Source organism: Paraburkholderia pallida (genome assembly GCF_004524855.1).
Lineage (GTDB): Bacteria > Pseudomonadota > Gammaproteobacteria > Burkholderiales > Burkholderiaceae > Paraburkholderia > Paraburkholderia oxyphila.
Genome location: NZ_CP038150.1, coordinates 1,226,479 through 1,245,503 on the forward strand (window position 1 = coordinate 1,226,479; position 19,025 = coordinate 1,245,503).

General features: G+C 64.3%; 18 protein-coding genes. 13 read left to right on the plus strand and 5 right to left on the minus strand.

Going from position 1 to position 19,025, the window contains the following annotated elements:
• The first annotated feature begins 86 nt into the window (after positions 1 to 86).
• Positions 87 to 530 (plus strand): DUF1801 domain-containing protein, encoded by a 444-nt coding sequence (locus E1956_RS32010; RefSeq protein WP_134756763.1) that lies wholly within the window; start codon positions 87 to 89, stop codon positions 528 to 530.
• 253 nt (positions 531 to 783) lie between these two features.
• Here E1956_RS32010 and E1956_RS32015 read toward each other — a convergent pair whose 3' ends face one another.
• Positions 784 to 1,002: a hypothetical protein gene (locus E1956_RS32015; RefSeq protein ID WP_134756765.1), complete on the minus strand. Its 219-nt coding sequence runs from the start codon at positions 1,000 to 1,002 to the stop codon at positions 784 to 786.
• Positions 1,003 to 1,206: 204 nt separating this feature from the next.
• Between E1956_RS32015 and E1956_RS32020 the strand changes: the two genes are divergently transcribed.
• From E1956_RS32020 to E1956_RS32055, 8 genes are all read left to right on the plus strand, one after another.
• A complete protein-coding gene (locus tag E1956_RS32020) occupies positions 1,207 to 2,721 on the plus strand; it encodes a peptide MFS transporter (RefSeq protein ID WP_134756767.1) in 1,515 nt (504 codons plus the stop codon).
• Between the two features lie 303 nt (positions 2,722 to 3,024).
• Complete coding sequence (locus E1956_RS32025) at positions 3,025 to 3,348, plus strand: ArsR/SmtB family transcription factor (RefSeq protein WP_134756769.1); 324 nt, start codon at positions 3,025 to 3,027, stop codon at positions 3,346 to 3,348.
• 12 nt (positions 3,349 to 3,360) lie between these two features.
• Positions 3,361 to 3,819, plus strand: coding sequence for an ArsI/CadI family heavy metal resistance metalloenzyme (locus tag E1956_RS32030; RefSeq protein WP_134756771.1), 459 nt, complete (start codon positions 3,361 to 3,363; stop codon positions 3,817 to 3,819).
• A 13-nt stretch (positions 3,820 to 3,832) separates the two neighbouring features.
• Positions 3,833 to 4,327 (plus strand): arsenate reductase ArsC, encoded by a 495-nt coding sequence (locus E1956_RS32035; RefSeq protein WP_134756773.1) that lies wholly within the window; start codon positions 3,833 to 3,835, stop codon positions 4,325 to 4,327.
• Between the two features lie 23 nt (positions 4,328 to 4,350).
• Positions 4,351 to 5,421, plus strand: a complete 1,071-nt coding sequence (gene arsB / locus E1956_RS32040; RefSeq protein WP_134756775.1) for an ACR3 family arsenite efflux transporter — start codon at positions 4,351 to 4,353, stop codon at positions 5,419 to 5,421.
• A gap of 19 nt (positions 5,422 to 5,440) precedes the next feature.
• On the plus strand, positions 5,441 to 6,151 hold the full coding sequence (gene arsH, locus E1956_RS32045; RefSeq protein ID WP_134756777.1) for an arsenical resistance protein ArsH: 711 nt from the start codon (positions 5,441 to 5,443) through the stop codon (positions 6,149 to 6,151).
• Between the two features lie 182 nt (positions 6,152 to 6,333).
• Positions 6,334 to 7,206, plus strand: a complete 873-nt coding sequence (locus tag E1956_RS32050) for an AraC family transcriptional regulator (RefSeq protein ID WP_134756779.1) — start codon at positions 6,334 to 6,336, stop codon at positions 7,204 to 7,206.
• Positions 7,207 to 7,272: 66 nt separating this feature from the next.
• On the plus strand, positions 7,273 to 8,376 hold the full coding sequence (locus E1956_RS32055; protein WP_167760188.1) for an alpha/beta hydrolase: 1,104 nt from the start codon (positions 7,273 to 7,275) through the stop codon (positions 8,374 to 8,376).
• Here the strand turns inward: E1956_RS32055 and E1956_RS32060 are convergent.
• From E1956_RS32060 to E1956_RS32075, 4 genes are all read right to left on the minus strand, one after another.
• Positions 8,279 to 9,535 carry an aromatic ring-hydroxylating oxygenase subunit alpha gene (locus E1956_RS32060; protein WP_197732928.1) on the minus strand — a complete coding sequence of 419 codons (1,257 nt, stop codon included), beginning with the start codon at positions 9,533 to 9,535 and terminating at the stop codon, positions 8,279 to 8,281. The two genes, E1956_RS32055 and E1956_RS32060, sit on opposite strands and share 98 nt — an antisense overlap.
• 22 nt (positions 9,536 to 9,557) lie before the next feature.
• Entirely contained in the window at positions 9,558 to 10,565 is a 1,008-nt protein-coding gene (locus E1956_RS32065) for a LysR substrate-binding domain-containing protein (protein WP_134756785.1), read from the minus strand.
• A gap of 86 nt (positions 10,566 to 10,651) precedes the next feature.
• A complete protein-coding gene (locus E1956_RS32070) occupies positions 10,652 to 11,758 on the minus strand; it encodes a porin (RefSeq protein WP_134757925.1) in 1,107 nt (368 codons plus the stop codon).
• A gap of 79 nt (positions 11,759 to 11,837) precedes the next feature.
• Positions 11,838 to 13,283 carry a purine-cytosine permease family protein gene (locus tag E1956_RS32075; RefSeq protein WP_134756788.1) on the minus strand — a complete coding sequence of 482 codons (1,446 nt, stop codon included), beginning with the start codon at positions 13,281 to 13,283 and terminating at the stop codon, positions 11,838 to 11,840.
• A gap of 398 nt (positions 13,284 to 13,681) precedes the next feature.
• Here E1956_RS32075 and E1956_RS32080 point away from each other — a divergent pair, with 398 nt between their 5' ends.
• The 4 genes from E1956_RS32080 (at position 13,682) to E1956_RS32100 (ending at position 18,999) form a co-directional block, all read left to right on the plus strand.
• Positions 13,682 to 14,830 (plus strand): aromatic ring-hydroxylating oxygenase subunit alpha, encoded by a 1,149-nt coding sequence (locus tag E1956_RS32080; protein ID WP_134756790.1) that lies wholly within the window; start codon positions 13,682 to 13,684, stop codon positions 14,828 to 14,830.
• 212 nt (positions 14,831 to 15,042) lie between these two features.
• The gene (locus tag E1956_RS32090; RefSeq protein ID WP_028222070.1) at positions 15,043 to 16,503 is read left to right on the plus strand and encodes an NAD-dependent succinate-semialdehyde dehydrogenase; all 1,461 of its coding nucleotides are present in this window, start codon (positions 15,043 to 15,045) and stop codon (positions 16,501 to 16,503) included.
• A gap of 169 nt (positions 16,504 to 16,672) precedes the next feature.
• Positions 16,673 to 17,635: a PDR/VanB family oxidoreductase gene (locus E1956_RS32095; protein WP_134756792.1), complete on the plus strand. Its 963-nt coding sequence runs from the start codon at positions 16,673 to 16,675 to the stop codon at positions 17,633 to 17,635.
• Between the two features lie 293 nt (positions 17,636 to 17,928).
• Complete coding sequence (locus E1956_RS32100; RefSeq protein ID WP_134756794.1) at positions 17,929 to 18,999, plus strand: helix-turn-helix domain-containing protein; 1,071 nt, start codon at positions 17,929 to 17,931, stop codon at positions 18,997 to 18,999.
• The last annotated feature ends 26 nt before the right edge of the window (positions 19,000 to 19,025 follow it).

Below are 19,025 nucleotides of genomic sequence, written 5' to 3' on the forward strand. Positions count from 1 at the left end.
GCCTCCGCCCACCACCGGCAGCGGCACCTCCGGTTCCGGCTGCAATGCCGGCGATAGAAGAGCCGACAAAAACACAGGGAGCGCCCATGACCCCATCCGAGCAAATCGACGCGTTGATCGCTGGCATCACCGACTGGCGCGGCGCCACGTTCGCCGCCGTGCGCAAGACCATCCTCGAAGCGGACAAGGAGATCGTCGAGGAATGGAAGTGGATGGGCAGCCCCGTGTGGTATCGCGACGGCATCATCGCGGTCGCCAATGCGCATAAGGGCAAGGTGAAGCTCACGTTCCAGTACGGCGCGAGCCTCCCCGACCCCGACAAGCTGTTCAACGCCGGGCTCGATGGCAATGCGCGGCGCGCGATCGACTACTTCGAGGGCGACAAGGTCAATGCGCGCGCCCTGAAGGCGCTCATTCGCGCGGCCATCGAATTCAACCAGATCAAGAAGACGAAGAAAGCGCCGGCGAGCACGCGGGCGAAAGCGCCAACCAAGGCGCCTGCCAAAGTGCCAGCCAAAAAAAGCGCGTGAAGCGCCGTCCCGGCAGTGGCCGCGCGCGACTGAGCGGCACTGAGCGGCGTTGATAGGCATTGAGCGGCACTGACCAGCGTTGACCGGAATTGATCGGCACTGACCGGCGTTGATCGACCCTGGCGCCGCACCGATCCCAACACCTTGAGCGGCACGTCCACGACGAGCCGGTACGCCCTTGTTGCCCGGGTCCGAATCGTAGCCAGAACATGGCTTCCAGTCCTGGGACTCCTGCGCATTTTCCGTAGAACGTCTAGCGCGCCTGCTTCAGGCGCTGCCACTGCGCGCGCATCTTCTCCCCGAGCGCCCGCGCGTCCGCATGCCGGTTTCCACAGGCAGAAACCGGATCAGGCACGCAAAAAATCATCAAAATTTGTTTGATAAGTGTAAATCTGTTTTGATACCCTTGCGCCTTGCCGGAATTCCACTTATGTGATCCGGCACCGGAAACGTGCGCCAGCGAGACCCGCAAGCGCCACCACCGGACCAACGCAAGAAATATGAAATTGTAAGCCTGGTGCCTGCGTGATCCGCACACCGGTCGAGGAGGAGGCATGAAATCAAGGGGCGCCATAAGCGCCGTCAACGCAAGCCGCGCAACGTCTGGCGTAAGTTGCCGCGCGCTTCACACGCACAACGCGTGTCTTCGCCACCTTCGCAGCAAATTGAGGTCACAATGAATTCATCGGTTTCCAGGACGAAATCGTTCTCGACAATTTTCCTGATCGAGATGTGGGAGCGCTTCGGCTACTACGGCATGGCGGCGCTGCTCGTTCTTTTCATGGTTCAACGGGTCGGCTTCACGGAAGAGCATGCGACCCTCACCTGGGGCGCGTTCGCCGCGCTCGTCTACGCCTCGCCGGCAATCGGCGGCTGGATCGGCGACCGTGTGCTCGGCGCGCGCCGCTCGATGCTGATCGGCGCGGTCATCCTGCTCGCCGGCTATCTCCTGCTGGCGCTCCCCAACGACGGGCTCACGCTGATGTACGCCGCGCTCGGCGTGATCGTGGTCGGCAATGGCCTGTTCAAGTCGAATGCGGCCAACCTCGTGCGCCGCATCTATGAAGGCGACGAATCGCGCATCGACGCCGCGTTCACGATCTATTACATGGCGGTCAACATCGGCTCGACGTTCTCGATGCTGCTCACGCCGTGGATCAAGGACCATTGGGGCTGGCACACCGCGTTCGCGGTCTGCTGCGGCGGCATGGCGCTCGGTATCGCCAACTTCTTCCTCATGCATCGCACGCTCGCGCATATCGGCTCCGCGCCGGACGCCGAGCCCGTGCAGTGGAAGCGTCTCGCGTGGGTACTGATCGGCGCCGCCGTGCTCGGCACGGCCACGCTGTTCGTGCTCAAGGACAAGAAGCTCGCCGTGGCGTGCGTCTACACGGCGGCTGCGGCCATTCTCGCGATCTTCGGCTGGATGCTCGTCACCTGCGAGCGCCAGGAGCGCGCGGGTCTCACGGCGGCGCTGATCCTCACGCTGCAGGTGATCCTGTTCTTCGTGTTCTACCAGCAGATGTCGACCTCGCTCACGCTGTTCGCGGTGCACAACGTCGACCCCGCGTTCAACCTGTTCGGCACCACGCTCTTTAGCTGGAGCGCCGCGCAGTTCCAGGCGCTGAACCCCATATGGATCATGGTGATGAGCCCGATCCTCGCGGCCATCTACTCGGGCCTCGCGCGCCGCGGCGGCGATGTGCCGGTCGCAGCCAAATATGCGCTCGGCTTCGTCGTGGTGGCAGCGGGCTTCTTCGTGTTCGCGGCGAGCGGCCGCTACGCCGTGGAAGGCCGCGTCTCGTCGTGGTTCATGGTGGCGGGCTACGGCCTCTACTCGCTCGGCGAGTTGCTCGTGAGCGGCCTCGGCCTCGCGATGATCGCGCGCTATGTGCCCGCGCGCATGAGCGGCTTCATGATGGGCGCGTACTTCGTGGCCACGGGCGTGTCGCAATACCTCGGCAGCGTGGTTGCCACCTACGCGAAGATGCCCGAAGGCAGCCTCTCGCCGCTCGAATCGCTGCCGCTGTACGAGAAGCTCTTCAACGGCCTGGGCTGGCTCGCGGCCGCTGGCGCCCTGCTCGCCATCCTGTTGCTGCCGCTGATGGGCCGCCTCGCGCGCGCGCACCAGCAAAACAACGATCGCGCTGAAGGCGCTGCAGCCAAAGGCCAGCTCGCAACCGCCGAGTAAGCCTATACCGGCGCGGGGCGGCCACTGCGCCGCCCGCCCCGGCTCCGCCTGGCGCAGCTCGCGCCAGCGCGTCTCGAAAGGCGCCGCTGTCTGGCTTCACACGACAGTGCGCGCCCTCCCTCCTCGCCGCCCGGCGCATTTCCCAGTCCGCATCGATCCGCGCATTCGTTCACAGCGCGCATAAGGCTTTCGACCCTGATATTGATGAAAACGGCCCGCTAACGGTATCCGTCGTGGCGTTTGCTGAATCATCGGCTTGGCGACTCGCTTGCCGATCACCTTCATTTCGACTATATTGGAAATATGGAAGAAAACGACGTTATCCGCGCCCTTGCGGCGCTTGCTCACGGGCTTCGCCTGCGTGTGTTCCGGATGCTGGTCGTGGCCGGTCCCGTGGGACTGACGCCTGGCGCCATCGCCGAGCAACTCGATATCCCCAACGCGACGCTGTCCTTTCATCTGAAAGAGCTGATGCACGCGGGGCTGATCACGCAGGAGCGCGATGGGCGCAGCCTGATTTATCGCGCAGCCTACGCGCAGATGAACGGGCTCCTTGGCTACCTGACGGAAAACTGCTGCCAGGGCCAGGCTTGCCTCGAGCCGGGCGCGGACTCATGCCAATGCTGATGGAGAACCTCCATGAAACGGTTTCACCTTCACGTTCACGTTGACGATCTTGCGGCCAGTGTCGCGTTCTATACGAAGCTGTTCGCCGCGGAACCGGCGCGCGTCGAGACGGACTACGCGAAATGGATGCTGGACGATCCTCGCGTGAATTTCGCGATCTCGACGCGTGGCACGAAAACCGGCGTGGACCACCTGGGCTTCCAGGTGGATGACGCAGCGGAGCTGGCCGAGCTCTCGGCGCGTGCCAGGGCCGCCGACATGGCCCTGCTCGACCAGGGCGAAACCACATGCTGCTATGCGCGCAGCGACAAGCACTGGGTTGTCGATCCGCAGGGCATCGCCTGGGAGCATTTCCATACGCTCGATCGCGCGCAGGTCTATGGCGAAAGCCGGCAGGCGTTGCCGTCGAGAGCGGCATCGGCTTGTTGCGCTCCGCGCGGCAAACCCGTCCACGATATCGCCAAACCATAAGACACCGACTGACATGACCACGAACGTACTCATTCTCTGCACCCACAATTCCGCGCGCAGCGTGCTCTCCGAGGGCATGCTGAACCATTGGGCCCGCAAGCTCGGCAAGGATGTTCGCGCGTTCAGCGCTGGCAGTGCCCCGAGCGGCCGCATCAATCCGTTCGCGCTCGAAGCGCTGACGAACGCGGGTATCGATACCGAAGGCTATCGCAGCAAAAGCTGGGATGAATTCGCGCAAGACGGCGCTGTGCAAATGCGCATCGTCATCACGGTCTGCGACAGCGCGGCGGCCGAACAATGCCCTTTCTGGCCGGGCAGCCCGGTCAAGGTCCATTGGGGTTACGCCGACCCGTCCAACGCGCCAGGCGGCGACGTAGGCAAGCGTCAAGCGTTCGAGCTGACACGCCAGGCGATCGGCTATCGCATGCTGCAATTGCTCGAGCTTCCGCTGGACCGTCTCAGCAATGCCGAGCTTCAGCAAGCGTTGAACGACATCCTGCAAAGCTGATCCCTTCTCCACCGAGCTGTCCCATGAACACCCCCCATGTTGCCGCTTCGAGCAAGACCGCAGCGAAGCCGGCCATCAGCTTCTTCGAGCGCTACCTGACCGTCTGGGTCGCGCTGTGCATCGTCGCCGGCATCCTGCTCGGCCAGCTTCTGCCCGCCGTCTTCCAGACGATCGGCCGGATGGAATACGCTCAGGTCAATCTCCCGGTCGGCCTGCTGATCTGGGTGATGATCATCCCGATGCTCGTCAAGGTCGACTTCGGCTCACTGCATGAAGTCCGCCAGCACATCAAGGGGATTGGCGTGACGCTCGTGGTGAACTGGCTGGTCAAGCCGTTCTCGATGGCGCTGCTTGCCTGGATTTTCATCAAGCACCTCTTCGCGCCGATGCTGCCTGCCGCACAGCTCGACAGCTATGTCGCGGGCCTGATCCTGCTGGCCGCTGCGCCGTGCACGGCGATGGTGTTCGTCTGGAGCCGGCTGACCGGCGGCGATCCGCTGTTCACGCTCTCGCAGGTCGCGCTCAATGACAGCATCATGGTGGTCGCTTTTGCGCCCCTCGTCGGCCTCCTGCTCGGCATCTCTGCGATTACGGTGCCGTGGGCGACGCTGCTTACCTCGGTCGTGCTCTATATCGTGATCCCGGTGATCCTCGCGCAAATCCTGCGCAAGGTGCTGCTCGGCAAAGGACCGGCGGCCTTTGACTCGGCCATGGCGAAGATCGGGCCCTGGTCCATCACCGCGCTGCTCGCGACACTGGTGCTGCTGTTCGCGTTCCAGGGTGAGGCCATCCTGAAGCAGCCGCTCGTCATCGTGCTGCTCGCCGTGCCGATCCTGATCCAGGTGTTCTTCAATTCGGCGCTGGCATACGGGCTCAATCGCGCAGTCGGTGAAAAGCACAATATCGCTTGCCCGTCGGCGCTGATCGGCGCATCGAACTTCTTCGAGCTGGCAGTCGCCACCGCGATCGGCCTGTTCGGCTTCCACTCGGGCGCCGCGCTTGCAACGGTGGTGGGCGTGCTGATCGAGGTGCCGGTCATGCTGCTGGTGGTGCGCATCGTCAACCGTTCAAAAGACTGGTACGAATGTGCCTGAGGACTACGAAATAAATACCATGACTGACCTGCCACAAGTCGATCCCGCGCTGTTCCGCGTTCCCGATATCGCCCAATTGCAGCCCGCGAAGACGTCGCCGCATCCGCCGCGCATCCTGCTGCTTTATGGTTCGCCGCGTGAGCGCTCGTTCAGCCGCTTGCTCACCGAAGAAGCCGCGCGCCTGCTCACGGCCATGGGCGCTGAAGTCCGCACGTTCAACCCGAGCGGCCTGCCGCTGCCCGACGACGCGCCGGACACGCATCCCAAAGTGGCCGAGCTGCGAGAGCTGGTGCTGTGGTCGGAAGGCATGGTCTGGTGCTCGCCGGAACGGCACGGCGCAATGACGGGCATCATGAAGGCGCAGATCGACTGGATTCCGCTTTCGGTAGGCGCGGTGCGGCCGACTCAGGGCAAGACGCTCGCCGTGATGCAGGTGAGCGGCGGCTCGCAATCGTTTAACGCCGTGAACCAGATGCGCGTGCTCGGCCGCTGGATGCGCATGCTGACCATCCCCAACCAGTCGTCGGTGGCCAAGGCGTTCACGGAATTCGACGAAGCCGGCCGCATGAAGCCATCGGCGTATTTCGACCGCGTCGTGGACGTGATGGAGGAACTGGTCAAGTTCACGTTGCTGACCCGCGATATCGGTCCGTACCTCGTGGACCGGTACAGCGAGCGCAAGGAAAGCGCGGAGGAACTGACGAAGCGCGTGAATCAGGCCAATATCTGAGCGATGCCGGCTCCCGCTCCCCTGCACCGCGCGGGAGCCAACCTCGTAAATCCGCAGCATGCGGCGCTCCCCCGCGCCGAAACACCCCTCGGGCAATTCACTCAATAGAGCAAGCGCGGCTAGGTGCGCAGCGACGGATCTGGGCGATCATACGTCCATCGCAGCTTTGATCGCTCCAGCCCATGCAAGCCCACACCGACGCCACACGCGCCTACACGAAACGTTTCGACGCCGTACTCGCACACATCGACGCGAACCTTGAAGGCGACCTCTCGTTGGACACGCTGAGCCACATCGCTCATTTCTCCAGGTTCCACTTCCACCGCCAGTTTGCCGCCTACGTGGGCGTGCCGGTGGCGCGCTACGTGCAGCTGATGCGTTTGCGCCGCGCGGCCCATCGGCTCGCCGCACAGGACGCGTGCACGGTGCTCGATGCCGCGCTCGACGCCGGCTTCGACAGCCCCGAAGCCTTCAGCCGCGCATTCAAGCGTGCGTTCGGCATGGCGCCAAGCGCGTTCCGCCAGCATCCGAACTGGCAGGTCTGGAGTGCAACCTTTGTCGTCCCCTACCTTACGAGGAAGCTCACCATGCAAGTTCGAATTATCGACTTTTCCGAAACGCGCGTCGCCGCGCTCGAACACTGCGGCCCGACAGGGCTCGTGAACGAGAGCGTGCGCAAGTTCATCGACTGGCGCAAGCAAAGCGGCCAATCGCCGATCGAAACCAGCCGCACGTTCGGCATCCCGCGCGGCAACCCCGACACCACGCCGGCAGATGATTTTCGCTTCGATATTTGCGGCGAGATCAACGAGCCCGTTGCGCCGAACGCCTATGGTGTGCGCGAGCTCGTCATTCCGGGCGGACGCTGCGCGGTGGTCCGCCATATCGGCTCGACCGACCACGTGGGCGAAAGCATCTATCCGATTTACCGCGACTGGCTGCCTTCCAGCGGCGAAGAGCTGCGGGACCACCCGTTGTTCTTCCACTACCTGAGCGCCTGGCCGGAAACGCCTCACGACCAGTGGCAAACCGATATCTACCTCCCCCTCGTGTGAGCGGCAGGAAGCGCCGCCGCGAACCCGTGGCGGCGCATTCGATACCCATCAATGCAGGAGACACCCGTGGTCATATTGTTTGGGATGCTGCACATGCTCGTGGCGACGCTCGCGGTGATCGCCGTTGCCATTGCACTGGCCGCGATTGCCCCACGCCCGGCGCGCGAGGAGGACGAGGAAAAGGACGTGTTTGGCTTCGATGCCTTGCCCCGGACGCCGGAAGCCGATTTGCCGGCGCTGCGCCGATATACGGCCAGAGACGGCGAGCAGCTCGCCTGGCGGTTTTATGATTCGGCGGCGGAGCAGATACTGGTGTTCATCCACGGATCGTCCGCTCACGGACGTTCCTACCATCATCTGGCCGCCGCGATTGCCGCTGCCGGCGCGGCCAAGGTCGTGTTGCCGAACCTGCGTGGCCACTATCTGTCCGGCCGCCGCCGCGGAGATATCGATTACGTGGGCCAGCTCGAAGACGATATCGCGGATCTGATCGCCGAGTTGCGCAATCAGCATTTCGATGGACCGGTTGTGCTTGGGGGCCATTCGAGCGGCGGCGGGTTCGTGATCCGCTTTGCGGGCGGTGCCTACGCGAAGCTCGCCTCGCGTTTCCTGATGCTGAGCCCCGTGATTCCAACCTCCTCTACGCTCAGGGGCCGATCGGCGGGCGGCTGGGCGCAGGTCAGCCTCGCGCGCATCATTGGATTGAGCATCCTGAACGGGTTTGGCATGCGCGGCTTCAACGCGCTGCCGGTCATCGAATTCAACAAGCCCGTGCGATTCCGCGACGGCTCGGAAACGCTCGCCTATTCGCACCGGCTCAGCATCTCCTATCAACCGCGCACACGTTACGCCGCCGACGTGCGAAAGCTGGCGGACAAGGGCGCGGTGCTGATTGGCGAGCATGACGAGGCCGTCGACGCGCAACGGCTGCGGGCACTATTCGAGCGGGACTCGCCGACGACCACATTCACGGTGCTCCCCGACACGAATCACTTCGAGATCTTCACGCGTGCCGCCGTGCACGAAAGGCTCGCGCAATGGCTCATGCAGCCGCCCGCGCATGGCACTCGCCTTACGCCTGCGCCATCGCGAGCCGGATCGGCGCATGGCGCGACGGCAGACCTTCGAGATACGTCGCCAGCTTCCCCGCATACCAGTCGGCGAAGTTAGTCAGCATGAACTCCGAAGGCGCATAAGGCCCCGGCCGATACCCCTTCGAACTCACGCCGCGCTGGTTGTGCGCCACCAGCGTGGCGTCCTGATCGTTGGTCGCGCGCCAGACTTGCGTGAGCGTCTCGATGTCGTAATCCACGCCTTCGACGGCGTCTTCGTGCACGAGCCAGGTCGTCTTGAGCACCGTCTGCGTGGCCGAGAGCGGCAGCACGCGGAAGTGGATGATATGGTCCGAGAGAAAGTGATTCCAGTTGTTCGGAACCCTGAACATCCGCACGGAGCCGATATCGGGCTCGGTGAAATCGCCAAGCAGCTTCTTGCATGCGGGGCGTCCATCCGAGGTGAACGAGACCGCCCCGCGATGGAACGGCAGACGGATGCAGCGAAACTCCGTGCCGCCGTCCGCAGGCAGATGCGGCAAGCCCAGGCTGTCCCAGAGCGCTGTCTTTTCCTGCATCAATAGCTGGAAATCGCGGTTGGCGCGCGGGTCGTCGGGCAGCGCGAACTCGATCAGCGTGGCCAGCAGCTCGGGATGATTCCCCACGCAGTGATAGCACTCGCGGTTATTCTCGATCACGAGCTTCCAGTTCGCGTCCTCCACGAGGGTCTCCGAGTACGCGACCTTGGTGCGCTCGGGACGGTGCGGCGCGATATACGGCGTGACGGCCGCCTTGAAGCGCGTAATATCGGGTGGATTGTCGGCGATGCAGATATAGACCATGCCGCAGATCACTTCGACGTGGACCGGGTGCAATCCGTGCGCGTCGCGGTCGAAGCCGGCGGGCATCTGCCGTGCGCTCAGCAGGCTGCCGTCGAGTTCATAGACCCATTGGTGATAGGGGCAGACGAACCGCTTCGCATGCCCTTGCGGCTCGGTGCACAAAAGCGAGCCGCGATGCCGGCAGGTGTTGAAGAACGCATTGACGCCGCCATCCTTGTCGCGCAGCACCACCACCGAGGTCTTGCCGATATCGAGCGTGACGTAGTCGCCCGCGTGCGGAATCTCTGCCACGTTGCAGGCGAACAGCCATTCGTTCGAGAACACCGCGTCGATGTCGAGTTCGTGCAGCGCGGGCGCCGTATAGAAGTCCCCTGCGAGGCTATGGCCTGAGCGCCGCGCCTCGAGCAACGAACGGACATGGGCGAGATCAATCACGGAATGCTCCTCCTTTTCCTTTTCAATCGGATTCGATGTTGCGCTCCGTTGCAACCGTATTTGCAGCGGCGTTTGCAGCCCCGATTGCAGCCGTACTGCCTGCCGGGTCATCGGCGCCGCCGCCAATCCCGGCCTGCGCGAACGCTTCGGCGAGAAAATCGACGCACACCTTCACCTTGGCCGATTGCGCGAGGCGCTCCGGAAACACCGCCCACACATTGGCCGGTTGCGTCACGTCGGGCAGCACGCGCTGCAGCCGCCCTTCGTCGAGCAAGGGCTGCACGTCCCAGATCGAGCGCAGCACGATGCCGCGCCCCGCCAGCGCCCATTGCACCGCGGCCTCGCCGTGGTTCGTCGAGAGCGGCCCCGTCACCTTCACGCCAACGGTCTCGCCGCCAGTATCGAGACGCCAGACGCCGAACGGATGGTCGCGCTCCTTGATCGCGAGGCACGCATGCGACTCCAGATCCGCGATGCTTTGCGGCGCGCCGTGCGCCTCGATGTACGCGGGCGCGGCGCACAGCACCCGATAGTTGGTCGCGAGGCGCCTCGCGATCAGATGGCCCGCGATCTCGTCGCCGATGCGCACGTCGAGGTCGAAGCCCTCGCCCGCCACGTCGACCACGCGATCGAACAGATCGAGCCGCACGTTCAGTTGCGGATACTGGTCCTGCAAGTCCGCCAGCGCGGGCGCGACGAACTTGCGGCCGAAGCCGAAGCTGCTCGACACGCGCAGCGTGCCGCGCGGCATGCGCCGCGTGCTGGAGACGTCTTCGACGAGCTGGTCGACGTCGTCGAGGATTTTTTCGGCCCACGCGAACACGCGCTCACCCGCCGCCGTCATCGCCACGCGGCGCGTCGAGCGGTGCAGCAAACGCGTGCCAAGGCTCGCCTCGAGCACGCCCACGCGCTTGCTAACGTAGGCGGCCGACGCGGAAAGCGCCTCGGCTGCCGCGCTGAAGCTGGACTTGCGGGCGACCATGCAGAACACACGCAGGTCGTCGAGTTCGGGAGAGCCGGGAAGTTTCATGGCAGACATTCAGGCTAACGCGCAGGCAAATACGCAGGCGTGAGCGCAAAGCGGGGCGCGTTGGCCCCGCCCGCTTCACTGTGGCATCAGAACGAGTGGCGCATGCCGATGCGCACGTCAGCCTGCGTGGTCGTGGTGGATGGCGTAAAACTATAGCCGATCACCGCATCCACGCCTTGCGACGCCTTCAACCAGTCGCCGGAGATGTAGACATCCGTGCTCTTCGAGAGCAGATGATGCAGACCCGCCGAAAGCTGGTTCCAGTGGTGCCCGTCGAAGTGCGTGTACTGGTAGCCGCCGATGAGGCTCGTCGAAGGCGTAATCTGCCAGGTCGCGCCACCTTCGCCCACCTGCATGTGCTCGCTCTGCCCGAACGCCTTGATCTGCGTGTAGGTGAAGTCGCCCATCAGCGTGACATTGCCGATTGCGTAGCTCGCGCCCACGCCGAACGCACCCTGCTTGTCCACCGGGAACGCCGTGTTCGCGTAGAGGTCCGTGATCGCGCCCGTGGCCGGATCGACGCTCACGGTGGGCTTGCCGAAGAACGAGCTCACACCGATCTGCGCATACGGATCGAACGCGTAGATGCCCGAGGGGTTGTTCAGCTGCGTGTACGCCGTGCCCATCGAGAACGCGCCATGCTGATATTGCGCGCCCACGCTCCACGCGCTGCCCGTGTGGAAGTCGCCCGGCGTGTTGCTGAACGAATACATGCCGCCGAACTGGAAGCCGCCGTACGTGTTCGACATGAACTTCACGGCGTTCGGCAGATGGTCGCCGTTCATGCGGTCGAAGTCGCCCTGGTTGATCGCATAGCCGCTCGCCCATCCCGACACGTTGTACAGGTAGACCATCTCCTGCGTCATGTCGATCTGATTGCCGAACGTGAGCGTGCCCCAGTCGCCCTGCAGACCGACAAAGGCTGCACGGCCAAACAGCGAGCCGCCGTTCGAGATCTGCCCGTTGCCCAGATGGAAGCCGCTCTCCAGCTCGAAGATCGCCTTGTTGCCGCCGCCCAGGTCTTCGCTGCCCTTGACACCCCAGCGGTTCGCGTACGAGACGCTGTCGTCGAACTTCACCTGATGCGAGCCGCCCGCATTGGAGACGTAGGTGACGCCGGCGTCGATCACGCCGTAGAGCGTGACGCTGCTTTGCGCATGCGAGGCCATCGGCAGCGCGGCGAGCGCGAGCATCGCCGCCCGCAATGCTGTTAGGAGTACTGTGTTACGCAATGTGTGCGTCGATTTCATGATGTTTTAATAGTCAGCGGGATCAGTTCAGGCCACGGTCGGCTTCGCGCACGAGCTGGCGTTCCTTTTCGATGTCGAGCGAGCGGCAGGTCCACAGGTAGACCAGCGCGGCCACGGGCAGGCCCACGAGCATCGCGATGTCGGTGCCGCCCAGCGCGCGGGCGACCGGACCGGTGTACATGTCGGTCTTGAAGAACGGAATCATCGCGACGAAGCCCGCTGCGTACGCCGTCAGGCCGCGCCAGTTCCAGCGACCGTAAATGCCGCGCGGGTTGAAGATCTCGCGCACTGAGTAGTGCGAGTGACGCACGACGAAGAAGTCGATGAGGTTGATCGCGGTCCACGGCGTGAACAAGTAGCCCAGGATGCCGAGGAAGTCGCCGAACTTGCCCATGAAGTCATCCGAGGCCGAGAACGCGAGCGAGGTCGCGATCACCGCCACCACGACCAGGCTGACGATGCGCTTGGTGGCGTTCGACTTGAGCGGCTTGAACGAGTCGGTGATGCTGAGCAGCGTGAGCGACGCGCCGTAGAAGTTCAGTCCCGTGATAGCGAGCAGCCCCAGCAGCGAGAGCAGCAGCGTGACCGTGCCGAAGCCCGGAAAGATCATGTCGCCCGCGCGCTGGACCGCATCCGAGATCTCGATCTGCGAGTTCAGCGCCGCGGCCGCCGTGCCGACCAGCATCATCCAGATGCCACCAATGAGCGCGCCGAGGAAGGTCCACCAGAAGGTGGCGCGCACGCCGGTCTTGGGCGGCAGGTAGCGTGAGTAGTCCGAAACGTAGATGGACCACGAGAGCTGATAGGCGGCCGCCGAGAAGAGCTGCACGAGGAACGGCGTGGTCTTGAAGCCCGCGAGACTCAGCTGGCCGGCGGGGAACTGCACCTTCACGCACATGCCGATGCTGAAGATCGTGAGCGCGGCAAGCAGCGCGAACGCGAGCCAGCGCTGCGCCTTGTGGATCAGGTCATAGCCGAACACCGCCAGCGCGACCGACACCACCGTGAAGATGATGTAGCTCACATGCGGCTCGGTGCCGAGCAGGTGATGCGCGGTCTGCCCCGCCATGAGCTGGTTGAACGAGTTGTAGCCAATATAGGTGACGAGGGCGACCACCCACACGAGCAGCGCGCCCATATAGCCGAACTGCGGGCGCGACTGGATCATCTGCGGCAGCCCGAGCTGCGGCCCCTGGCTCGAATGGAACGCCATGAAGAAAGTGCCCAGCACATTGCCGAGCACGATGGCGATCGCGCTCCACAACAGGTTGCCCCCCATGCTGATGCCGATGGCGCCCGCCGCGATGGTCGCGAGGTTCGCGTCTCCCGTGAACCACACGGGCCACAGGTGCCAGGCCTTGCCCTTGCGCTCGGCAAGCGGCACGTAATCGATCGAACGCGATTCGATCCGCGATTTGCTGCGCGAGGGCTCGTTGGCCAGCGCGTCGGCGATTGCGTCTTGTGACATGTCTCCTCCAGTAGTGGGGTGGCTCGAGCGGGCCCGCGTGACGCGGCTCCGCCTCCCACGCCGATCCCGATACCAGAAGTTCCAGTGTCCTGACACGGCGCGGTTATCCTGCGGTTAACATCAAACTACTGGTTAACAATGGTACGCAGCCTGAACGGTTTCGTCTCACTATCGGATCCTCCTATTGACGTCCGCCGAGAAATCTATTTGCAATGCGTTAAGTCAATTCTTATTGATTTCAAACGGTAAGAATAGGCGTTTTGCATCAATGCGGCATCCTTTTGGTACCGCATCGAGGGATAACCCTGATCCACTGCAGTTGAGATTTCTCCTATAGTTTCGTTAACCCATAGTTTTGTTGTAACTGTCAGTTAACCACTTCCAGTGCGGCGGACCCCATGACCTATCTCCCGATCGAATTTCACAAGAAACCTGAACTGCCGAAGTTGCCGGCCGACTTCTGCTCCAACCCGGAACTCGCCTGGACCATCCCGGCGAGCTACTACACCTCCGAGGCTGTCTACAAGGCGGAAGAAAAGAAGATTTTCGAGAACGCGTGGATCTGCGTCGCGCACCGCAGCGAGCTGGCCGAGGCGAACGCGTACGTGACCCGCGAGGTGGTGGGCGAAAGCATCCTGCTCGTGCGCGGCAAGGACAAGGTGCTGCGCGCCTTCTATAACGTCTGCCCGCACCGCGGCCACCAGCTGCTCGAAGGCAGCGGCAAGGCCAAGAACGTCATCACCTGCCCGTACCACGCCTGGGCGTTCAAGCTCGACGGCGCGCTCGCGCACGCCAACAACTGCGACCACGTCGAATCGTTCGACAAGGAGAATTCGACGCTCGTGCCGGTGCGCGTGGAGGAATACGCGGGCTTCGTGTTCATCAACCTGAACCCGGACGCGGAAGGCGTGGAAGCGCAGCTGCCCGGCCTCGAAGCAAGCCTGCGCAAGGCCTGCCCGGTCATCGACGACCTCAAGCTGGCCGCGCGCTTCGTGACCGAGACGCCCGCCAACTGGAAGTCGATCGTCGACAACTACCTCGAGTGCTACCACTGCGGCCCGGCTCACCCCGGCTTCTCGGACTCCGTGAAGATCGACCAGTACACGCACACGCTGCATGGTAACTGGACGGTGCAGTTCGGCCACGCGCAGTCGTCGGAGCGCTCGTTCAAGCTCGACCCGTCCGTGAAGGACCCGAGCTTCAGCGGCTACTGGGCATGGCCGTGCACGATGTTCAACGTGCCGCCGGGCAGCGACTTCATGACGGTCATCTACGAATTCCCGATGAGCGCCGAAATCACGCTCCAGCACTACGACATCTACTTCCTGAACGACGAGCCGACCGAAGAGCAGCAAAAGCTGATCGAGTGGTATCGCACCGTGTTTCGCCCGGAAGACATTCGCCTCGTGGAAAGCGTGCAGAAGGGCCTGAAGTCGCGCGGCTATCGCGGCCAGGGCCGCATCATGGTCGACAAGCAGCGCAGCGGCATCAGCGAGCACGGCATTGCGCACTTCCACAACCTGCTCGCGCAGCAGTACCAGGACTGAAGCCGCGGCGCGGCGTTTGGCATCGGGCCGGAGTGGGCACTCACTCTGGTCGACCGCAACGCATGGAATCGGACTAAGCGTTAATGCGCCTGGTCCGATCGACCGCGAAGCATGGGGCCGGAGTGAGTACTAACCCACTCACTCTGGTCGACAGCTTTGCATGGGACCAGAGTAAGCGCTGAAGCGCTAACTCTGGTCGACAGGAGACACCCATGAATTCCCTGCAGAATCCCGGCCTGTTCCGCCAACAGGCTTACATCGACGGCCAGTGGCGCGACGCCAACGACGGCGCCACGCTCGACGTCCACAACCCCTCCACGGGCGAGCGCATCGCGAGTGTGCCGAACATGGGCGCGCCCGAAGCGCGCGCCGCCATCGAAGCCGCTAACCGCGCCTTCCCCGCCTGGCGCGCCACCACCGCCAAGGAGCGCGCGCGCCTGTTGCGCAACTGGTTCGAGCTCATCATGGCGAACCAGGACGCGCTGGCCGAGCTGATGACGCGCGAGCAAGGCAAGCCGCTCGCCGAAGCACGCGGCGAGATCGGCTACGCCGCCTCGTTCATCGAATGGTTCGGCGAGCAGGCCAAGCGCATCGACGGCGACGTGATCCCGAGCCCGAACCCCGACCAGCGCCTCGTCGTGACGAAGGAGCCGGTGGGCGTCGTCGCCGCCATCACGCCGTGGAACTTCCCGGCCGCGATGATCACCCGCAAGGCCGCACCGGCGCTGGCCGCCGGCTGCACCATCGTCATCAAGCCCGCCAACGAGACGCCGTTTTCCGCCTTCGCGCTCGCGGCGCTCGCCGAGCAGGCCGGCATTCCGGCCGGCGTGATCAACGTCGTCACGGGCAAGTCGCGCGAGATCGGCCTCGAAATGACGTCGAGCCCGCTCGTCAAGAAACTCACGTTCACAGGCTCGACCGAAGTGGGCCGCCTGTTGATGCGCCAGTGCTCGGACACGGTCAAGAAGGTCTCGCTGGAACTGGGCGGCAACGCGCCGTTCATCGTGTTCGACGACGCGGATCTGGACGCCGCCATCGAAGGCGCGCTGCTCTCGAAGTATCGCAACGCCGGCCAGACCTGCGTCTGCGCAAACCGCTTCTACGTGCACGACTCGGTCTATGACGAGTTCTGCCGCCGCTTCGCCGAACGCGTGGCCGCCTTCAAGGTGGACGACGGCTTCGCCGAGGGCGTGAACATCGGCCCGCTCATCACCGAAGCGGCGCGCGACAAGGTCGACGGGCTCGTGCGCGACGCGGTCCAGCAAGGCGCACGCGTAGTCACGGGCGGCGCGCCGCACGCACGCGGCGGCAACTTCTACGCGCCCACCGTGCTCGCCGACGCGAAGCCCGGCATGGCTGTCCTCTCCGAAGAGATCTTCGGGCCGGTCGCGCCCATCGTGCGCTTTTCGAGCGACGCCGAAGTCGTGCAGCTCGCGAACGATTCGATCTACGGTCTCGCGGCGTACTTCTACAGCCGCGACATCGGCCGCATCTGGCGCGTGGCCGAGCAGCTCGAGTACGGCATCGTCGGCATCAACACGGGCCTGATCTCGAACGAAGTCGCGCCGTTCGGCGGCGTGAAGCAGTCGGGCATCGGCCGCGAAGGCTCGAAGTACGGCATCGAAGACTTCCTGTCGATCAAGTACCTCTGCATGGCAGGCGTGGCGCGCTAACGCGCGCTGACGTTCGGGCGGGTGCGGTCCGCGCCGCATCCGCTCCTTTTTCCGGATTCAGAATCAACCGCCCGCAATACCCGTACGGGCAATAACGAAGCATCCCCAGGCGTGCGCCTGCCCGCAACGAAGCGGAAACGCGCGGCGGCCTGCGGTAAAGGAAGGCACCATGAACGCCCGCGAATCGATCACTGTCGACGTAGTCGCCGTCGAGCAACTCACTCCGCTCATCAAGCGCTTCACGCTCGCGCTGCCCGATGGCGCGCCGCTGCCCTCGTTCAACGGCGGCGCCCACGTGCTCGTCTCGATGCAGGAAGGCGATGCGTGGCACCACAACGCGTACTCGCTGTTGAGCTCGCCGCACGATACGCGCCAGTATCAGATTGCCGTGCGCCGCGAAGAGGCTTCGCGCGGCGGCTCGGCGTTCATGCACGAGCAGGTGGCGGCCGGCACGCGCCTCGCCATCGGCTCGCCCGCCAATCTGTTCGAGCTCGCGCCGGGCGCGAAGCGTCATGTGTTCATCGCTGGCGGCATCGGCATCACGCCGTTTCTCGCGCAGCTCGCCGAGCATCGCCCCGAGGATCTCGAGCTCGAGCTCCATTACGCGTACCGCAGCCCCGAGCACGGCGCGTTCGTCGATGAATTGAAGGCCGGCCCGCACGCGGCCAACGTGCATTGCTATGTGGATAGCGAAGGTCAGCGCCTCGACCTGCTCAAGCTCTTCAAGAACCTGCCCGCCGATGCGCACGTCTACGTGTGCGGCCCGCAGGGCCTGAACGACGCCGTCTACGCCAACGCGGCGCTGCTCGGCTGGCCGAAGGCGCAGCTGCACTCGGAGCAGTTCGCCGCTACCGATACGGCCGGCAAGGCCTTCACGGTCGTGCTCGCGAAGAGCGGCATCGAGCTCGAAGTGGGCGAGGACGAAACCATCCTCAAGGCCATCGAGCGCGCCGGCGTGACCGTGGAGTCGCTGTGCCGCGAAGGCGTGTGCGGCACCTGCGAGGTGGCGATCCTCGAAGGCGAGGCCGACCATCGCGACCAGTATCTCGACAACGACGAAAAGGCCGCGCAGAAGACCATCCTGCTGTGCGTATCGCGCTCGCGCACGCCGCGCCTCGTGATCGACCTGTAAATCGGGTGCCGCGCCACGGCCTCCTGCGACGCGAGGCCGCGAGCGCGCCCTGCGGAACGGCCCAAGCCCCGATCCGTTAAACTAGCGACTGATACGCGGCTCGATGAACGACGTTAGGGCCGCGCGCCCAGGAGATCACCGGCGCATCACCGGCGGCATCTGCCCTGCCCGTTCGGCGGCCTGGGGCGTATGCCGCCCTTTTCTTTTGGTCCGCTTGATCCTGCTTCACCCTGCTTGTTCCACTTGATCCGTTCGACCCGTTCGACCGCGCGATTCGTCATAGAGGGAAATGGATGTCCGAGGATACGTTCGCGTTCCGTCTCAAAGTGCTGCTCGAGCACAAGAAGCTGAGCCTGCAGCAAGTGGCCGACGTCGTCGGCATTTCGCGCCCCGCCGTGCACAAGTGGACACGCGGCGGCGAGATCGACTATTCGAACCTGCGCCGTCTCGCGGCGTTCCTCGACGTGAACTGGGTCTGGCTGCGCTACGGCGACGATGCCGTGAAGGACCTCGGCCTCGCGGGCACGACCGAGCTGCCCATGACCGACCTGCGCCGCCGCTACACGGCCGAGATCATGTCGAACGAAGCGCGCATGAAGCAGGCCCAGGAGTCCTCCGGCATCGTCACGTGGGAGTGGAATCTCGTGGCCGACGAGCTGATCTACTCGAGCAACTGCGCGCAAGTTTATGGCCGCGAGATCCACAGCAACGAAGAATTCTGGGAGATCCTGCACCCCGAAGATTCGATCTGGCTGAACGACGAGGCCCTCAAGGAGCTGGTCGCCAGCAAGGCGCCGCGCGTGTGGGACTTCCGCATCATTTTGCCGGACGGGCAGATCCGCTGGATCGAATCGCGCGTCGCCACGCTGCTCGACGACGCGGGGCGGCCCGTGCGCGTGGTGGGCACCACCATCGACATCAGCGCGCGCAAGCAAGCGGAGTTCGTGCTGCAGCGGAATCTGCAGCTGCTCAACGACGCCGCGCGCATCGCGGGCTTCGGCGCATGGCGCTGGCTGCGCGCGCAAGACGAGCTGATCGTGTCCGATGAATGGTGCCGTCTGTTCGGCGTCGATCCCGCAAAAGCGCCGCGCCATTACGTCGAGCTCTCGCAGCACATCCATCCCGATGACCGCGCGGCGCGCGAGGCGGCCGTGAACGATGCGCTCGCGCACCGTGCCGACTATCGCGTGCTGTATCGCGCCTCGCTGCCCGACGACACGTGGCGGCTCGTGGTGGAGCAGGGCCACGCGCGCGTGGCGCCGCATGGCGAGGACGTGTGGCTCACGGCGCTGTGCCGCGCGGCGCAGCCCGCCGACATGACGGCGAACGCAGCGGCGGCGGCGCAGCCGGCTGCAGAAAGCTAAGGGCTAGCGATCGGTCAGACGCCTTA

Coding starts and splice junctions, on each gene's coding strand:
- E1956_RS32025 (WP_134756769.1), top strand. CDS start 3,025: ATGGAAGAAAACGACGTTATCCGCGCCCTTGCGGCGCTTGCTCACGGG.
- E1956_RS32030 (WP_134756771.1), top strand. CDS start 3,361: ATGAAACGGTTTCACCTTCACGTTCACGTTGACGATCTTGCGGCCAGT.
- E1956_RS32010 (WP_134756763.1), top strand. CDS start 87: ATGACCCCATCCGAGCAAATCGACGCGTTGATCGCTGGCATCACCGAC.
- E1956_RS32050 (WP_134756779.1), top strand. CDS start 6,334: ATGCAAGCCCACACCGACGCCACACGCGCCTACACGAAACGTTTCGAC.
- E1956_RS32035 (WP_134756773.1), top strand. CDS start 3,833: ATGACCACGAACGTACTCATTCTCTGCACCCACAATTCCGCGCGCAGC.
- arsH (WP_134756777.1), top strand. CDS start 5,441: ATGACTGACCTGCCACAAGTCGATCCCGCGCTGTTCCGCGTTCCCGAT.
- E1956_RS32075 (WP_134756788.1), bottom strand. CDS start 13,283: ATGTCACAAGACGCAATCGCCGACGCGCTGGCCAACGAGCCCTCGCGC.
- E1956_RS32095 (WP_134756792.1), top strand. CDS start 16,673: ATGAACGCCCGCGAATCGATCACTGTCGACGTAGTCGCCGTCGAGCAA.
- E1956_RS32070 (WP_134757925.1), bottom strand. CDS start 11,758: ATGCTCGCGCTCGCCGCGCTGCCGATGGCCTCGCATGCGCAAAGCAGC.
- arsB (WP_134756775.1), top strand. CDS start 4,351: ATGAACACCCCCCATGTTGCCGCTTCGAGCAAGACCGCAGCGAAGCCG.
- E1956_RS32090 (WP_028222070.1), top strand. CDS start 15,043: ATGAATTCCCTGCAGAATCCCGGCCTGTTCCGCCAACAGGCTTACATC.
- E1956_RS32080 (WP_134756790.1), top strand. CDS start 13,682: ATGACCTATCTCCCGATCGAATTTCACAAGAAACCTGAACTGCCGAAG.
- E1956_RS32065 (WP_134756785.1), bottom strand. CDS start 10,565: ATGAAACTTCCCGGCTCTCCCGAACTCGACGACCTGCGTGTGTTCTGC.
- E1956_RS32100 (WP_134756794.1), top strand. CDS start 17,929: ATGTCCGAGGATACGTTCGCGTTCCGTCTCAAAGTGCTGCTCGAGCAC.
- E1956_RS32020 (WP_134756767.1), top strand. CDS start 1,207: ATGAATTCATCGGTTTCCAGGACGAAATCGTTCTCGACAATTTTCCTG.